The following is a 15,916-nucleotide window of genomic DNA, read 5'->3' as shown; positions in this document are numbered from 1 at the left end:
CCGCATTCCGCCTCGCTGGCGCAGAATTGTGGCCTCCTGCTGTTCCCGCCCCCGGGAGCGACAGGAGGCCACAACTCTGCCGAAGGGTGGTGCGGCGAGGACTCCCGTCGCCGCAGCCCTGACCGTTCGCCAACCTCGCGTGCCGGCTGCGTCGCCCCCAGAACGTAGGTACGCTCTCTGTGCTCCGGAAGTCCGCGAAGCGCACCTCCCCGTCGCACCGCCGACCCGAAGCGTCTCCCCCCCGTCCGACCAGCATCCAGCGCAGGAGAACACCCGTGTCGACCTTCGTCTCCCTCATCCGAGCCAGCACACTCAGCGACGCCGCCGAGTACGCCTACGCCTCCGCCGTCGAGCCCAGCGCCCGCCTCATCTTCCCCGCCGGCGCCTGCCCGCTCAACGACGACGGCACGACCGCCGCGATCGGGGACTACGCCGGGCAGGCAGCCAAGTGCGTCGAGAACCTGCGCGTCGCCCTCGCCGAAGCCGGGGCCGAGCTCAGCGACGTCGCCAGCACCCGCGTGCTCGTCGCATCCACCTCGCAAGCCGACCTCGTCACCGCGTGGGAGGTCGTCCGCGACGCGTTCGGCGACCACGACGTCCCGAGCACCCTCCTCGGCGTCACCGTGCTCGGCTACGACCACCAGCTCGTGGAGATCGAAGCCGTGGCCGCCGTCGCGCCTGCGGAGTAACCCGCCGTCGGCGTCCTCCTGAGCGGGTCGCTGGGGTTGCTCCCATCTGCGGTCAGCAGTATGGGCAGCGGGTGCGAGACGTGCACCCACCTGACAGGCGCGGACGGGCGCAATCCGCCCGCCGTGCCGCCCGCGTATCGATCAAAGGAGATCGCCGTGTTCAAGAGCCCCTACCCAGACGAGCAGATCCCGAACGTCTCGGTCTTCGACTTCCTCTTCTCCGAGCTCAGCGAAGCAGATGCCGCCCGCACCGCGATCGTCGACGGCACCACCGGCGCCGAGACGACCTTCGGGACCCTCAAGCAGCACATCGAGCTCATCGCGGGCGCGCTCGCCGGGGGCGGGCTCGGACTCGGCGACGTCGTCGCCCTCCACTGCCCGAACGTGCCCGCCTTCGCATCGGTGTTCCACGGCATCCTCCGCTCCGGCGCGACAGCCACCACCATCAACGCGCTCTACACCGCGGAGGAGATCGAGACGCAGCTGCGCGACTCCGGCGCGAAGCTCCTCTTCACGGTGAGCCCCCTCCTCCAGCAGGCGCACGCCGGCGCCATCGCCGCCGGCCTCGAGCAGGACGCCATCATCGTCCTCGACGGCGCAGAGGGCTACCACGACCTCCGCGAGCTGCTCGCCGCGGGACTCCCCGCCCCAGAGGTGAGCTTCGACCCCGCCACGCACGTCGCTGTGCTCCCCTACTCATCCGGCACGACGGGCAAGCCGAAGGGCGTCATGCTCAGCCACACGAACCTCGTCGCCAACGTCGTGCAGACCTACCCCGTCCTCGACGTCGAGGACGACGACGTCGTGCTGGCGCTCCTCCCCTTCTTCCACATCTACGGCATGACCGTGCTCCTCGACATCGCCATCAAGAAGCGGGCCAGACTCGTCACCATGCCGAAGTTCGAGCTCGGCGAGTTCCTCCGCATCATCGAGACGCATCGATGCACGTACCTGTTCATCGCGCCGCCCATCGCAGTCGCCCTCGCGAAGCATCCGCTCATCGACACGTTCGACCTGTCGAGCGTGCGGTCCGTCTTCTCCGGAGCAGCCCCCATCGACGCCGCCCTCATGAAAGCCGTCGCCGACCGCATCGGTACCCGCACGAGGCAGGGCTACGGGATGAGCGAGGCGAGCCCCGTCACGCACGTGCTGCCGCCCACGGAGACCGGCATGTCGCTCGGGTCCGTCGGCGTGCCCATCGCCAACACGGAGGTGAAGCTCGTCTCGGTCGACACGGGCAAGGAGATCGACGCAGTCGAAGACGGGCAGAGCGAGCCGGGCGAGATCTGGGTGCGCGGACCCCAGATCATGCTCGGCTACCTCGGCCGCGACGACGCCACCCACGAGGCGGTCGACAGCGACGGCTTCCTGCACACCGGCGACATCGCCACGGTCGGCCCACTGGGCGAGTTCACCATCGTCGACCGGCTCAAGGAGCTCATCAAGTACAAGGGCTACCAGGTCGCGCCCGCCGAACTCGAGGCGCTGCTGCTCACGCACCCCGACATCACCGACTCGGCCGTCGTCGGGGCGCTGGATGCCGACGGGCAGGAGATCCCGAAGGCATTCGTCGTGCGCCGCGAGGGCTCGCCCCTCGACGAGGCGGGCGTCGAGGCCTTCGTCGCGGGCCACGTCGCGCCCCACAAGAAGGTGCGGGCCGTCGCGTTCATCGACGTCATCCCGAAGTCGGCCTCGGGGAAGATCCTTCGCAAGGACCTCCGCGGCCGCTGACGCGCGCGAGCGCCGCGCCCGCCCGCCCGCGCGCGCCTACGCCCGCCGAGAGCTGAGTTGTGGTCGTCAAGACGGCCGCAAAACGACCACAACTCAGCCCTCGGCGAGAAGAGGGGGCTAGAAGAGGGACGCTAGGCGCTTTCGCGGGCCACGATCTCGAAGCCGAGGTCGACCGTCTCCCCCTGGGGAGCATCCGCGCCACCACGACTCATGCGCGCCAGCAGCAGCTCGCCCGCCTTCGTGCCGATCTCACGGTTCGGCACAGCAACCGTCGTGAGCGTGGGCGTGAGGTGCGACGACAACTCGAAGTCGCCGAACCCCGTCACCGCGAGCTCACCCGGCACGGAGACCCCGCGGCGAGCACACTCCAGCACGGCACCCGCCGCGAAGACATCGCTCGCGAACATGAGCGCATCGGTCTCGGGATGCTCGCGGAGCGCCGCGTCGAGCAGGTCACGGCCAGTCTCGAGGTCCACCGACGCGACCCCGGAGTCGACGACCCGCACCGGCTCGCCCGGGTACAGCTCGGCGACCGAGGCCTCGAAGCTCTCGCGTCTCGCCGCGGCGCGGAAGTCGCCGGACTGGAAGGAGCCCGCGAACGTCGGATGCTCGTACCCCTTGCCCTGCACATACTCGACGAGCGCGCGGATGGCGTCCTCGTTGGAGAAGCCGATCAGGTTGTCGACGGGGTTCTCGCTCGAATCCCACGCCTCGACGACGGGGATCCCGGATGCACGCAGCAGCGTCGATGCCGCATCCGTGTGCTGCGCACCGACGATGAACATGCCATCCGGCCGACGCCCCAGGAACGCGCGGACGAGCTCCTCCTCATGCTCGGGGCTGTACCCCGTCGTGCCGATGAACAGCTGATAGCCGAACGGCGAGAGCATCGCCTCCAAGCCGTGCAGCGCATCCGCGAACACGGACGCGGAGATCGACGGGACGATCGCAGCGACGGTCATCGACCGGTTCGACGCGAGGTTCGACGCGGCCAGGTTCGGCACGTAGCCGAGCGCGCCGATCGCCGACTGCACCCGCTCGAGCGTGTCAGCGGACACCAGCTCCGGCGTCCGCAGCACCCGCGACACCGTCTGCGGCGAGACGCCCGCAGACGCGGCGACGTCGGTGAGCGTCACCTTCTGCGTCGACCGCCTGGTCACAGCAGCCTTCTGGCCGCCAGGTTGCGCATGAGCGCTGCGATCCCGAATGTCCACGGCGCACACCCCTCACTGCTCTGTACCTGGCCCACCAGACTACCGAGGGCAGGTGAGGAGATGCGCACGACGTCCCCGGCGTGGTGCGTGAAGCCGTGGTCGGGCTGGTCGCGGTCGACGATGGGCGCGAACATGGTGCCGAGCATCAGCACGGCCCCGTCCGGGTACTGGTGGTGGGGGCCGAGCAGCTGGGCGGCGAGGTCGGCGGGGTCGCGGGAGATCTGGGCGAGGTCCGACGACCCGTGCAGCGTGAAGCCGTCGAGGCCCACGATGTCGAGCTCCACGGTCATCCCCCGCACCGAGTCGAGGTCGAAGTCGCCGTCGAACAGACGGATGAACGGGCCGAGTCCGCACGACGCGTTGTTGTCCTTCGCCTTCGGCAGCAGCAGCGCCGAACGGCCCTCGATGTCGCGCAGGTTCACGTCGTTCGCGAGCGTCGCGCCCACGATCGCGCCCGTGGATGCGATGAGCAGCGCCACCTCCGGCTCCGGGTTGTTCCACTCAGAGGAGGAGTGCACGCCCACCTGGACGGCCGTGCCCATCGCGGACAGCGTCGGGCCCTTCGTGAAGATCTCCGCGTCGGGTCCGATGCCGACCTCGAGGTACTGGCTCCACAGGCCCTCTCCCACGAGGTACGCCTTGAGGGCCGTCGCCTCCTCCGAACCTGGCTTGAGGCTCGCGAGGTCCGTGCCGATCTCGGCGAGGATCTGCTCGCGCATCCGTGCCGCCGCCTCGATGTCGCCGCGCACCCGCTCCTCGATGACCCGCTCGATCATGGAGACCGCGAACGTCACGCCGGCTGCCTTCAGCACGTGGAGGTCGACGGGGGCGAGGAGCCACGGCTTCGACTCGTCGCGGGTATCGGGCTCCGTGTTCGCGAAGAGCTCCTCGAGCGACCCGAGGCTGGGCGCATCCGTTGCCGCAGCCCGCACGGCCGCGGCCGGGTCGGGGGCCTCGGTGATGTCGCTCACCGTCGCGAACGTCCGGCTCAGGTCGAGCACGCCCGCCTCGGTCACGAGAACCGGAGATGGGCCGCCGACGGCCGGGTCCCAGACGCGACCGACGAGAGTGCCGGTCGTGCCGTCGGCCGGGAGCGCCTGGGCTGCGCTGCCCGACCATCCTGCTGCCGCCTGCTGGCCTGCTGCTGTCTGCTGCGATGTCATGTGAGCTCCTGAGGTTCTGGTCGTGAAGATTGTCGTGGGGCGTGGGTCGTGGGGCTCGGGGCGTGGGGCTCGGGGCTCGGGTCTCGGGTCTCGGGTCTGCACCCCACCCGATTCGGGATGGGTTTCACGCCTCGGGATGGTTTGCATCCCATCCCGAGGCGAGGAAGCCATCCCGAGACGAAAGTGGGCGGGTCAAGCGAGGTCCTCGAGTTCGGGCCGGAGGTGGCGTGGCGTGCGGTGGCGTTCCGTGGCGAGGCCTGCGGTGGTGAGGCGTGCCGTGCCGTGCCGTGCGCCACCCGATTCGGGATGGGTTTGACGCCTCGGGATGGTTTGCATCCCATCCCGAGGCGAGGAAGCCATCCCGAAACGAAAGTGGGCGGGTCAAGCGAGGTCCTCGAGTTCGGGCCGGAGGTGGCGTGGCGTGCGGTGGCGTGGCGTGGCGTTCCGTGGCGAGGCGTGAGGTGGCGAGGCGTGCCGTGCGCCACCCGATTCGGGATGGGTTTCACGCTTCGGGATGGTTTGCATCCCATCCCGAAGCGAGGAAGCCATCCCGAATCGAAAGTGGGGTGGGGGCTGGTGGGGTGGACGAGGACCCGGAGACGGGACGGGACGGGACTGGACTGGACTGGACGGGACGGGACGGGACGGGACGGGACTGAACTGGACGGGATAGACGAGACGAGGTGCGGCGGGGTGGGACAGGACGTGCGGCAGCATGGCGCGAGCCGTGGCTAACGGCGGCGGAAGGTGCCCTGGCGCTTCTCGGCGAAGGCGGCGCGGCCCTCGTCGGCGTCGGCGGTCGCGAAGGTGATGGTCTGGAGGTCGCGTTCGTAGGCGACGGCCGCGTCCTGGCCCATGTTGAACGAGGCGCGGAGGTTGGCCTTCGCCGTCTCGGCGGCGATGGGCGGGCGGGATGCGATGGTCGCGGCGAGCTCACGGGCGCGTGCGAGCAGCTGCTCCCCCGGCAGCACCTCGGACACGATGCCCCAGGCCTGAGCCTGCTGCGCGGAGATGGGGTCCCCGGTGAGGAGCATGAGGGCGGCGTTGCTGGCGCCCGCCGAGTGGGCGAGGAACGAGGCCATGCCACCGCCGCCGATCCAGCCGAGTTTGATCTCTGGGGCGGCAAGCGACGCGGTGTCGGCGGCGAGGCGGATGTCGCAGATCATGGCCGTCTCGAGTCCGCCGCCGAAGGCGTAGCCGTTGATGGCGGCGATGATCGGCTTGCGCAGCGCTCGGAGTGCGTCGCAGTAGTCCTCGCGGTTGCGGAAGTCCCACGGGGTCGCGTACTTGTCGAGGGAGCGGATGTCGCTGCCCGCACAGAACGAGCGCTCGCCGGCCCCGGTGAGGATCACGACGCGCACGTCGTCGCTCTCGTTGGCCCAGGTCGCGACGCTCACGAGGGCGTCGGACATCTCCTGCGTCACCGAGTTGAGCTTCGCGGGGCGGTTGATGGTGACGGTCGCGGTGAAGCCGTCGAGGTCGACGAGGATCTCGTCGGTCTCCAGCTGGGGAACGCTGCCGGTCATGGGGTGACTCCTGAGGTGGTTGGGGTGGCTGGGTGGATGCGCGTGGCTGGGGCATCGATGCGCGTGGATGCAGCGAAGGCCGCGTCCAGCGCGTCGAGGCACCGCTCGGCGAGGGCTGTCGAAGCTGCAGCGTCGGTCGACGAGGAGACGTCGCCGAGCAGCGCGTCGCGGAGCAGCGCGGACGCCGCCGTCTGGAAGGCGATGTACCCGTCGTAGCGCGGCCGCACCCAGGACTCTTCGATGGTCGTCGCGGTCTTGGCGTAGAAGTCGTGCGAGGCCTCGTTGACGGCGTCGTCGTGCCAGGCGGAGCGGAGGCCGGGCTGGCCGTCGTGCTCCGGGATGAAGGTGCGCTGCGTCTCTGCGTCGAGCAGCCACGCGAGGTGGGCGGTGAGCTCCGGGGTGACGCGGCAGCGTCTCGAGATGGCGATGCCGGTCCCGCCGATCGTGGAGCCGAGGCGGGCGGAGGTGCCCCAGCGGGGTGCATCCCGGAACTGGAGGGTGGGTGAGGAGGAGGTGACGTAGCCGTAGACGAGCGGCACGTAGGCGAGCGAGTCGGTGCTGCTCATGCGCTCGAGGAGGGCGATGGGGTTCTCGCTGTGCGTCGCCGCGGGTGAGCGGCGGGCGATGGTCGCGAGCACCTCGAAGGCCTCGCGGGCGAGGGGGCGGGAGGAGAAGAGGGAGCCACAGTCGGGGGCGTCGGCAAGCGGCGCGCCAGCGCCCGCGAGCACGGACGCGAAGGTGAGGAAGGCGTGGGGGCCAGCCAGCGAGAGGGCCACGCTGGTGCGCTCCGAGAGGGCGAGGACGTCGTCCCAGGTGTTCGGAATCTCGCCCGCGAGGAGGTCGGCCCTGGCGGCGGAGACCTGCGTCGCGGCGTCGAGCGGCAGCGCCCACTGCGAGCCCTGGAGCGAGTAGGAGGTGAAGCTCGGGCCGATGGCGTCGGCGGCCACGCGGTCGAGCAGGGCGGCGTCGAAGATCTCCTCGAGCGGCACGAACGAGCCGCTCGCGAGCGCTTCGCCGAGGTGGGGGTGGTCGAGCACGATGAGGTCGTAGCGCTCGGCCAACTCGGCGATGGGGGCCGATTCGAAGCCTTCGAGCGGATGCGCGTCCCACTCGATCAGCGCCTGTCGGCTTCCAGGGGCTGCGGCGGTGAGCGCTGCCGCCGCTTCGAGCGCGTTCCGGCCGCGGGGGTGGTCCCAGGTAAGGCCCCGGTAGCGGGCCCCGCCCGTGCTGGTGTCCGGGGAGGACGGCGAGCTCTCGCTCATGATCGTTCGCCGGCGGCTTCCGCGTGGGCCGGCGCTGGGGCGGCCGCGGGGGCGGCCGCGGCGACACTCTCCGGTGCGCCTTCTCCCGGCAGCGCCGCGTCCGATCCGCCCGGCAGGACGGCGCCGTCGGCGAGCACGGCGCCGTCGAGGTGCTCCTGCACGTTCGTCAGGGTGTCGCGCACGGCGATGGCGCCGCGCTCGGCGAGCTCCGTGATGTGCGCGGCGGCGTGACCGAGCTCGCCGAGGATCTCGCGTGTGTGCTCACCGGTGAGGGGCGCGCCACGGTCGATGCGGGCGGGCGTCTTGGAGAACTTGTAGGGGAAGCCCGGCGTCTTGACGAGCCCTTCGGTCGGGTGCTCGTATTCGACGAAGGTGCCGTTGTGCGCGATCTGCGGGTCGGCGACGAGGTCGGCGTAGCCGTACACGGGGCCGGCCCAGATCGAGGTCTTCGAGAAGGCGTCGAGCCAGTGCGCGCTCGTGTTGGTCGCGAGGCGGGCGGCGGTCTTGGCGAAGACCTCGTCGCGGAGGCGCCACGAGTCGTCGAGCGTGTGGAGGCCGATGAAGCTGTCCTCCCCGATCGTGCGGCCGAGCTCTTCGAGGTCGGGCATGGCGAGCACGATGAAGCCGTCCGAGGTCGCGAAGGAGCCGTAGGGCGAGCGGATGTAGACGTGCGCGTGCGGTTCGGCGCTGCGCTGCTGGGGCACGCCGCCTGCGGTGAACACGGACAGCTCCTGCATCTGCAGGGTCGTGATGGCGTCGAGCATGTTGACGGTCACGAGCTGGCCTTCGCCCGTGCGCTCCCGGTGGAAGAGCGCCGCGAGCACGCCTTCGAAGGCGGTGGATGCGGTGATGGCGTCGACGAGGTACTGGCCGGCGGCCTGCGGGGGTTCGCCGTCGCGGCCCGTGGAGAGCATGGCACCGCTCATGGCCTGGAGCAGAAGGTCCTGGCCTGGGCGCATCTTGTAGGGCCCGTCCTCGCCGTATCCGGAGACGGACACGTAGACGATGCTGGGGTTGATGGCGCGCAGCGTCTCGTAGTCGACGCCGAGGCGGGCGGCGACACCCGGCCGGTAGTTCTGGAGGAACACGTCGCTCGTGGCGACGAGCTCTCGCAGCACTTCGCGGCCGTCGTCGGACTTGAGGTCGAGCGCGATGGAGCGCTTGTTGCGGTTGAGGGAGAGGAAGGAGACGTTGATCTCGTTGCCCGCCGCGCCTCCGGCCGGTGCGTGGCGCTGCCATTCGCCTGCTGGTGGTTCGACCTTGATGACGTCGGCGCCGAGGTCGCCGAGGCGCTGCGCGGCGAAGGGGCCGGCCATGGCGATCGAGCAGTCGAGCACGCGGATGCCGGAGAGGATCCCACCGCCTGCCCCGGAGTCTGCTTGGTGGGTGTCGCTGGTGCCGTCTGCGCCGCTCATGGTGTTCCTCGTTTCGGTGGATGCGCCGCTGGCAGCGCTAACATGTCAAGTGTAGGACGCCCGGATCCAACCTCGTCGTCAGCCCCGGGCATGAAGGTTCATTCCGGCTGATCGCCGATAGCGCGAATAGCGGCCTCGGCCGCGCTCGTCTCCGCGACACCGTCGAGCACGCGGATCGTCGTCGAGTAGCTGCGCGACTCCCCGTGCTCGAGGAACAGGGCCGTGCCATCCTGGCGCGAAGCCGCATCCCCGGACACGTGGTGCGTGCTCGGCTCGAGCCCGATGCCGTACTGGCCGCTGCGCAGGTTCTGCCACTCGAAGAAGTGGGGCATGCCCGCAGCCTCCCAGCTCAGCTCGATCCCCCGCTCGCCACCGGCCGTGATGAGCGCGACGCGGTGCCTGCCGTCGTCGCCGGCCACGAGCTCATGCTCGGTGACCTGCTCCACGAACCCGTCGATCGGAGCGGGCATGACCCGGTAGCTCGCGCCCTGCTCGGCCACCGAGTCCGACTGCCAGAGGTGCTTCGTGATGGGTGCGACGAACCTCGCACCCTCGTCCAGGAAGGGCCAGCCGACGTTGATGTGGTACAGGAACATGTGGGGCGTCGGGTCGAACCCGAGGTTGTCGACGACATCGTCGAAGCGCACCTCGCGACCGTCGAAGTCGAGCTCGATCGTGCGCGTCAGGCGCAGATGCTCACCGAACGCCGTCGCCTGGATCACCTCGCCGACGACCCGCAGCACCACTCGACCGTCGCGCTCGAGCTCACGCGCCTCGAGCAGCCGCGCCGGAATCGCGGTCAGCCGCCCGTGCAGCCCGTGCGTGACGGTCTGCTTCGGCGGGTAGTTGTAGCGGGTCGCATCCACCTCGCCGCCGAAGAGCGTGTGGTCGAGCCCACCGGAGACGAGCAGCCCATCGAGCGCACGCAGCCAGGAGAGTCCGCCCTCGTCGTTGTGCTCGTGCAGGCCGGGATGCCGGAACCCGTTGCCACTGCGCCACCCGATGGGGGCACCGCGGAAGCGCATCGAGCCGAGGTCGAACGCCCGGTCGACGAGCACCTCGAGCTCGAGGCCAGCGGAGGTGCGCAGGTCGATCGCCCGCACGCCGCGCTCCACGCCGTTGTCGAGCACCACCTGGCGGATGCCCGCCACGGCGGAGAGGTCGCCCGTGCGCCTCCGGAGATCGGCCATCGACAGCTCGGCGCCGAAGACGTCGACCCCGTCCGTGCCACCGGCGCCCGCCGCCCCGGTCCGTGCCGCCGCCCCTGAAGTCTGCTGCTCGCTCACATCATCACCCATCCGCCATCGACGTTGATCGTCTGCCCGGTCACGAAGCTCGAGTCGTTGCCCACCAGGAAGGAGATGACGCTCGCGACCTCGTCAGGGTCACCGCGCCGCTTCAGCGACTGGTGGTCGAGCACGAACTGCGTGTACTGCTCGGGATTCTCGTGGATCTCCTCGGCCTTCGTCGGGAAGGCCCCCGGAGAGAGGAGGTTCACGCGGATCCCGAACTCGCCGAGCTCACGGGCGAGGGCCCGCGTCATTGCGACGGCGGCGCCCTTCGTCGTGACGTAGCTCGCGAGCTTGTCCCATCCGCCGCTCCACGTGATGGAGCCGATGTTGACGATCGCGCCGGTGCCGCGCTCGCGCATCAGCTCGGCCGCCGCCTGCGCCGCAACGAAGTAGCCGCGCTGGTTCACCGCGACGACGTCGTCGAACTCCTCCACCGTGATGTCGAAGAACGGCGTCGGCGGGTAGATCGCGGCGTTGTTGATGAGCGCGTGCACTGGCCCGAACTCGGTTTCCGCCTCGCGCACGGCCGCCTTGATGGCGGCGGCGTCGCGCAGGTCGACCTCGAGCACGTAGGTGGGGATGCCCGCAGCCCGCAGCTCGTCCGCCGTCTCCGCCAGCGTCGCGCCGCCTCGCCCGAGCACGGCGACGGCGTAGCCGTCGCGCCCGAGTCGCAGGGCGGTGGCCCGTCCGAGCGATCCGCCAGCACCGGTCACGATCGCGACCGGCTTCTCACCTGTTTCCGTCATGGTTCCTCCGGCCGAAGCCCGTTGTTGTCTGCTGACCCTGCGTGCACCGCTGCCCGCCCCGTCCAATCTCCGTGACAACTCGGCCGGACGCCACCCTCTTCGGGCGATCCGGCTCGAGTCATCACGGAAGCTGGCCGCTGCGCGCCGCGCCCCGTTGGGCGCGAGCGCCGGCTAGATCGAGTACTTGCGCAGGATGTCGTCGATGAACTTCTTCGCGCGCGGGATGTCCGACTCGTCGAGGTGCTCGATGATGAGCGGCGCATTCGGGCTGCGCTCCGCGAGTCGCTGCAGATACAGCTCGTAGTCCAGCGAGCCGAGGCCCGCGGCCGGCAGCTCGATCTCGCCGACGCCGCGGAAGGTGTGCGACGCGAGCGCGTCGTCGTCGCCGATGTCGGCGTGCTTCTCGCTCTTGTCGTCGCCCGCCCGCTTGACGTCCTTGGCATGGGCGACGCGCACCTTGTCGGCGAGCGTGTCGAAGACCTCGTTGAGCACGCCGGCCTGGTCGTCGATATTCGACGCGTCGAAGTAGTTGGTCGGGTCCATGAGCAGCTCGATGCCGGGCGAGCGGATGTCGTTGAACACGCGCACCGTCTCGCGGACCGAGCCGATGACGTTGTTGACGTACGTCTCGAGCAGGAAGATCGAGCCGTGGTCGTACGCTTCCTGGGCGAGCTCGGCGAGCACGTCGCGCACCTGCTCGTAGGCGTCCTCGGTCTTGTTGTGCGGGTCGCTGTCCCACTCGCTGTCGGGGTTGAAGGTGCCCGACTCGCTGATGACGTACGGCGTTCCGAAGGAGCGCGCGTTGCGGATGATCTCCTTCAGGTAGTCGACGTTCGCGCGGCGATGATCCGGGTCCGGGTGCACGATGTTCGTGTATCCCGAGATCGCCGAGATGGGGAGGTTGTTGTCGCGGAAGGTGTCGGCGACGAGCTTCGCCTTCTCCTTCGTGATCTGGCCCGCCGTGAGGTCGAGGTCCTTGAAGTGCAGGTCGAGCTGGACGGTGTTGAAGCCGAGCTCGCGCGCCTTCTGGGCGGTGGTCTTGAGGTCGTAGGGGAAGTATCCGCTGAAGATGCCGACTTGGATCATGAGCTTCTTTGCTCCTTCGCTTGGGGCCGTTGGCCCGTTGAGGGGTGGTGAGTGGATGCGGGGGTCGAGGTCAGAGGGGGAACTCGTCGAGGCGCACGGGGCGCCGTTCGGCGATGGAGCGGTAGCCGGCCTCGATGAGGGCGACGGTCTTGACGTTGTCTGCGACGGTGAGGGCGGGCTCGCTGCCGGTCTCGACGGCGTGCTGGAGCTGCTCCATGACGCCGATGAACGCGTGCGGGAACCAGTGCGTGTCCCAGGTGGGCGTCACCCACTTGCCGTCGGTCGACGGCCCCCCGTCGGCGCGGGCTGCCGAGGCGTACGTGATGGTCGACGGCGTGCCGCTCGGCCAGCCGATCGTGCCCTTCGCGACGCCGCGCGTCCCCTCCACTCGCCAGGTGATGGAGAAGTCGTCGTCGAACCCCTCTTCGCGCGGGCCGCCCCACACGTCTTCCGTCGAGAGGGCAAGGAGCCCGCCGGGGAAGCGCAGGGTGGAGACGACGATGCCGTCGGTGTGCGGGAACTGGGTGCGCGGGTCGGAGCGGGTGACGGTCATGATCTCGTCGGGGTCGCCGAAGAGGAAGCGGAGGACGTCGAGGTGGTGCACGCTCATATTGGCGAGCGTGAGGCGGTCGTAGCCCTCGAGGAAGCCCTGCCAGTGGGGCACGGCCTTCATGTCGATCTCGACGAAGACGGGCTCGCCGAGCTCGCCGCGCTCGAGGAGCTGCTTGAGCACGCGGATCGACTGGTCGTAGCGCATGTTCTGGTTGACGGAGAGGATCTTCCCGGCAGCCTGGGCCTCGTCGCGGAGCGCGATGGCCTCGTCGAGCGTGAGGGCGAGGGGCTTCTGGGCCAGCACCGCCTTGACATGCGGCTGCGCGAGGGCCTTGCGGATGAGCGCGGGCTGCAGGTCGGGCGGGTACGCGATGTCGACGATCTCGACCTCGGGGTCCTCGATGAGCTGCTCTGGGGTGTCGTGCACGGTCGGGATTCCCCACCGCTCGGCGACGCGCTGGGCGTTGGCCTTGGTTCTGGAGGCGATCGCGACGACGGGGAAACCGGCTTCGCTGTAGGCCGCGAGGTGCTGGTCTGCCATGATGGCGCCAGCGCCGATGGCGCCGATCTTGGCGGAGCGGGCCCGCACGGGGCCGTCCGGCAGGAGGGCGGCGCTGCCGGCCTCGGCCTCTCCGGCCTGCGTTTCAAGGGAACTCGTGGACACTGCGACTCCTTCGCGCCGTTGCGTGAGCGTGTGCGAACCGGATGGGAAACCGGTCTATGTGAGCGCTACTGGTAGCGCTGCCATTGCACCTAATGTACCGATGCGAGGACCCCGCCGCAAGTCCTCACGGCAGGTTCTTCGCCCGCCGACGTGATCGCACCCCAAAGGCGCCCCCACCGCGCCGAGTTGTGGCCCGACGCGCTCGTCCTGGCCGCCAGCGACACCTGCCCACAACTCTCGCGCGCCAACCGCAGCGCCCGCCGCCCACCAGGCGCCAGCTCAGCGCTCGACGCCATCGAGCACGACCCGCAGCCCAGCACGAGACGGGCGCATGTGCGGGCCGGCCGGGTCCGCCCAGCCGCGCCCCGCATCCACGATCGCAGACTCGTCGATGCTGATGCCGGACCCAACCTGGTCCCCGAGCACGATGCCACCGTCGGCGAACTCCTGATCGACGCTCATGCCGTGAGCCCAGTGCAGGGCCTGCACCTCGGTCGTCAGGTGATTCGGCACCGCGGTCATGGCGGCGGCGACGGCCGGATTCGTGTTGTAGCCCACCGGGCTCACGGGGAGGTTCCTGGCATCCGCCGCGTAGGCGAGGCGGAGCACGTGCGTGACCCCCCAGATGGCGCCAGCCTGCACGATGTCGGGCGCCCCCGCGTCGAAGAGCGGACGGAACTGGTCGACGCCCGTCAGGTTCTCCCCCGTCGCGACCGCCGCGCGCACCGCCGCCGACAGGCGCGCGTGACCGAGCGCATCCCAGCGCCGCAGCGGCTCCTCGACCCACAGGAGGTCGATCTCGCTCTCGATCGCGGAGACGTACCTCACCGCCTGCTTCACCTGCCACGACTCATTGGCATCGAGCATGAGGCCCGGACTCGGGGTGTTGCGAGCGAGCACGCCGCGCAGGAGCCGCAGCCGACGCAGATCGGCGACCGGGTCGACGCCGCCCTTGAGCTTGCCGGCGACGTAGCCGCGCTCGGCGAAGTCCTCATAGAAGGAGACGAGCTCGCCGTCGTCGAGTGCGATGTCGAGGCCGGATGCATACCCGGGCACGAACCTGTCGCGTCCGCCGAGCAGGCGCCAGAGGGGCTCGCCGGCGAGCTTCGCCTTGAGGTCCCAGAGCGCGGCATCGAGCGTCGCGACCCCGCCGTAGGTGGCACCCGCGTGACCGGACTTGAAGACCTGCGCGAGCATCCGGTCGAAGAGCGCCGAGACCCCTCGGGGGTCTTCCCCCTCGAGCGCCGGGAAGAGCCTGGCGACGTCGGCGTGCGAGCCGATGCCAACCCCCTCGACCCCCTCGTCGGTCTCGAGGATCACGATCGGGACGTCGGTGACTGCGGCGCGGATGTGGCCGTTGACGTCGCCGATCGACCGCCCCCAGTCGTGCCGGGTGGTGAGCAAGCGGAAGCCGGTGATCTTCATATCGTCCTTGATCTTCAGATGGGAGATTCAGCATACATCACATGATTTATTCGTCATACGTTTTTCTGGCTTTTGCTCGTGTGCGCGGATTCGCGGGCCACTTCGTGACTACAATCACCGCATGTCCAGCACCACGACGCCCCGGCTCGGCACCCACCGCACGCCCGCCGCGAGGCTCGGCGTGCAGGTCGTGCACGACCTCGTCTCCGCCATCGTCACCGGAGAAGTCGCACCAGGCGACCTCCTCCCCACCGAGACCGAGCTGTGCGAGAACTTCGGCGTCAGCCGCACCGTCATCCGCGAGTCCATGAAGCGCCTCGAGGAGAAGGGGATGGTCTCCGTCGTGCAAGGACGCGGAACGCAGATCGCCCCGCAGTCCGAGTGGAACATCCTCGACAAGGTCGTGCTCGGCACCATGATCGAGAACGACGAGACGCTCGGCATCCTCGACGAGCTCGCCGTCGTGCGCGGGCAGCTCGAGTCGAGCATCGCCGCGGCCGCCGCCACGAGCCGGAGCGACGACGAGCTGCGCGTCATCCACGACCACCTCGAGACCATGCACGCCACCGCCGACGAGCGCGACGCGTTCGCCGCCGCGGATGTCGCCTTCCACTTCTCCGTCATGGACACCGCCGGCGACCGCCTCGCCTCGGGCATCGCCCGCAGCCTGTCGAAGCGCGCCGGCGAGAGCAGCCGCTACTACGGCGCTCCGGGTGCCGACGCCGTGCGCCTCACCCTCGAAGAGCACGAGCGCGTCTACGCCGCCATCGAAGCCGGCGACAGCGAGGCGGCCGCCAGAGAGATGCGCGAGCACATCGCGCTCGCGTGGGAGCGGCGCCGCATCCGCGACTAGCGCGGCCGGCGCCTGGGGCTCGCGCGGGCGCGGGCTCGGGCTCGGGCTCTGCGGCGGGCTCTGGCTCGGGCTCGGGCTCTGCGGCGGGCTCTGGCTCTGGCTCGGGCTCGGGCTCGGGCTCCACTGCAGCAGCAGCGGCAGCGGCAGCGCGCCCCGGAGTTGTGGCCAAGTGCTCCCCACGCCGCCCCGACCGCACCAAGCCACAACTCCGCGAACGCGAACGGGGACGCGGACGCGGACGCACCCACGACGCCACGCCGACGCCCCTCCCGCAGAGAGTTGTGGGGAGATGCCGCTA

Annotated in this window: 13 protein-coding genes; 3 read left to right on the top strand and 10 right to left on the bottom strand. The window is 69.9% G+C overall.

Going from position 1 to position 15,916, the window contains the following annotated elements; all coding sequences use genetic code 11:
• Positions 1-275: 275 nt before the first annotated feature.
• Together C5E07_RS01730 and C5E07_RS01725 are read left to right on the top strand one after the other, a co-directional pair.
• Positions 276-689 carry a RidA family protein gene (locus tag C5E07_RS01730; protein WP_104244985.1) on the top strand — a complete coding sequence of 138 codons (414 nt, stop codon included), beginning with the start codon at positions 276-278 and terminating at the stop codon, positions 687-689.
• A 156-nt stretch (positions 690-845) separates the two neighbouring features.
• Entirely contained in the window at positions 846-2,420 is a 1,575-nt protein-coding gene (locus C5E07_RS01725) for an AMP-binding protein (protein WP_219820132.1), read from the top strand.
• A 131-nt stretch (positions 2,421-2,551) separates the two neighbouring features.
• Here the strand turns inward: C5E07_RS01725 and C5E07_RS01720 are convergent, their stop codons facing one another.
• The 10 genes from C5E07_RS01720 to C5E07_RS01675 all read right to left on the bottom strand — a co-directional run bounded on the left by C5E07_RS01720 (position 2,552) and on the right by C5E07_RS01675 (position 14,765).
• Positions 2,552-3,580, bottom strand: a complete 1,029-nt coding sequence (locus C5E07_RS01720; RefSeq protein WP_219819572.1) for a LacI family DNA-binding transcriptional regulator — start codon at positions 3,578-3,580, stop codon at positions 2,552-2,554.
• Positions 3,577-4,797: a fumarylacetoacetate hydrolase family protein gene (locus C5E07_RS01715; protein WP_104244997.1), complete on the bottom strand. Its 1,221-nt coding sequence runs from the start codon at positions 4,795-4,797 to the stop codon at positions 3,577-3,579. Before C5E07_RS01715 ends, C5E07_RS01720 begins: the two co-directional genes overlap by 4 nt.
• 731 nt (positions 4,798-5,528) lie before the next feature.
• Positions 5,529-6,323, bottom strand: coding sequence for an enoyl-CoA hydratase/isomerase family protein (locus C5E07_RS01710; protein ID WP_104298179.1), 795 nt, complete (start codon positions 6,321-6,323; stop codon positions 5,529-5,531).
• Entirely contained in the window at positions 6,320-7,585 is a 1,266-nt protein-coding gene (locus C5E07_RS01705) for an extracellular solute-binding protein (protein WP_146080465.1), read from the bottom strand. Before C5E07_RS01705 ends, C5E07_RS01710 begins: the two co-directional genes overlap by 4 nt.
• The gene (locus C5E07_RS01700) at positions 7,582-9,000 is read right to left on the bottom strand and encodes a CaiB/BaiF CoA-transferase family protein (RefSeq protein ID WP_146080464.1); all 1,419 of its coding nucleotides are present in this window, start codon (positions 8,998-9,000) and stop codon (positions 7,582-7,584) included. The genes C5E07_RS01705 and C5E07_RS01700 overlap by 4 nt, the downstream gene beginning before the upstream one ends.
• A gap of 98 nt (positions 9,001-9,098) precedes the next feature.
• Positions 9,099-10,286 (bottom strand): aldose 1-epimerase family protein, encoded by a 1,188-nt coding sequence (locus C5E07_RS01695; protein WP_219820133.1) that lies wholly within the window; start codon positions 10,284-10,286, stop codon positions 9,099-9,101.
• A complete protein-coding gene (locus C5E07_RS01690; RefSeq protein ID WP_104298178.1) occupies positions 10,283-11,038 on the bottom strand; it encodes an SDR family NAD(P)-dependent oxidoreductase in 756 nt (251 codons plus the stop codon). Before C5E07_RS01690 ends, C5E07_RS01695 begins: the two co-directional genes overlap by 4 nt.
• Positions 11,039-11,209: 171 nt before the next feature.
• On the bottom strand, positions 11,210-12,124 hold the full coding sequence (locus tag C5E07_RS01685) for a sugar phosphate isomerase/epimerase (RefSeq protein WP_104298177.1): 915 nt from the start codon (positions 12,122-12,124) through the stop codon (positions 11,210-11,212).
• A gap of 70 nt (positions 12,125-12,194) precedes the next feature.
• Entirely contained in the window at positions 12,195-13,340 is a 1,146-nt protein-coding gene (locus C5E07_RS01680; protein WP_219820135.1) for a Gfo/Idh/MocA family protein, read from the bottom strand.
• Between the two features lie 279 nt (positions 13,341-13,619).
• Positions 13,620-14,765, bottom strand: coding sequence for a mandelate racemase/muconate lactonizing enzyme family protein (locus C5E07_RS01675; protein ID WP_104244937.1), 1,146 nt, complete (start codon positions 14,763-14,765; stop codon positions 13,620-13,622).
• A gap of 121 nt (positions 14,766-14,886) precedes the next feature.
• On the opposite strand from C5E07_RS01675, the gene C5E07_RS01670 reads away from it, so the two are divergent.
• Positions 14,887-15,618 (top strand): FadR/GntR family transcriptional regulator, encoded by a 732-nt coding sequence (locus tag C5E07_RS01670; protein ID WP_104244939.1) that lies wholly within the window; start codon positions 14,887-14,889, stop codon positions 15,616-15,618.
• The last annotated feature ends 298 nt before the right edge of the window (positions 15,619-15,916 follow it).

It is taken from the genome of Pseudoclavibacter sp. RFBJ3 (assembly GCF_002931375.1).
Classification (GTDB): Bacteria; Actinomycetota; Actinomycetes; order Actinomycetales; family Microbacteriaceae; genus Pseudoclavibacter.
This window is presented reverse-complemented; position numbering and strand designations above follow the sequence as displayed.

Bases quoted from the DNA above. Each gene is read 5' to 3' on its own strand.
- C5E07_RS01705 (WP_146080465.1), bottom strand. From the start codon at position 7,585: ATGAGCGAGAGCTCGCCGTCCTCCCCGGACACCAGCACGGGCGGGGCC.
- C5E07_RS01670 (WP_104244939.1), top strand. From the start codon at position 14,887: ATGTCCAGCACCACGACGCCCCGGCTCGGCACCCACCGCACGCCCGCC.
- C5E07_RS01675 (WP_104244937.1), bottom strand. From the start codon at position 14,765: ATGAAGATCACCGGCTTCCGCTTGCTCACCACCCGGCACGACTGGGGG.
- C5E07_RS01685 (WP_104298177.1), bottom strand. From the start codon at position 12,124: ATGATCCAAGTCGGCATCTTCAGCGGATACTTCCCCTACGACCTCAAG.
- C5E07_RS01710 (WP_104298179.1), bottom strand. From the start codon at position 6,323: ATGACCGGCAGCGTTCCCCAGCTGGAGACCGACGAGATCCTCGTCGAC.
- C5E07_RS01715 (WP_104244997.1), bottom strand. From the start codon at position 4,797: ATGACATCGCAGCAGACAGCAGCAGGCCAGCAGGCGGCAGCAGGATGG.
- C5E07_RS01700 (WP_146080464.1), bottom strand. From the start codon at position 9,000: ATGAGCGGCGCAGACGGCACCAGCGACACCCACCAAGCAGACTCCGGG.
- C5E07_RS01690 (WP_104298178.1), bottom strand. From the start codon at position 11,038: ATGACGGAAACAGGTGAGAAGCCGGTCGCGATCGTGACCGGTGCTGGC.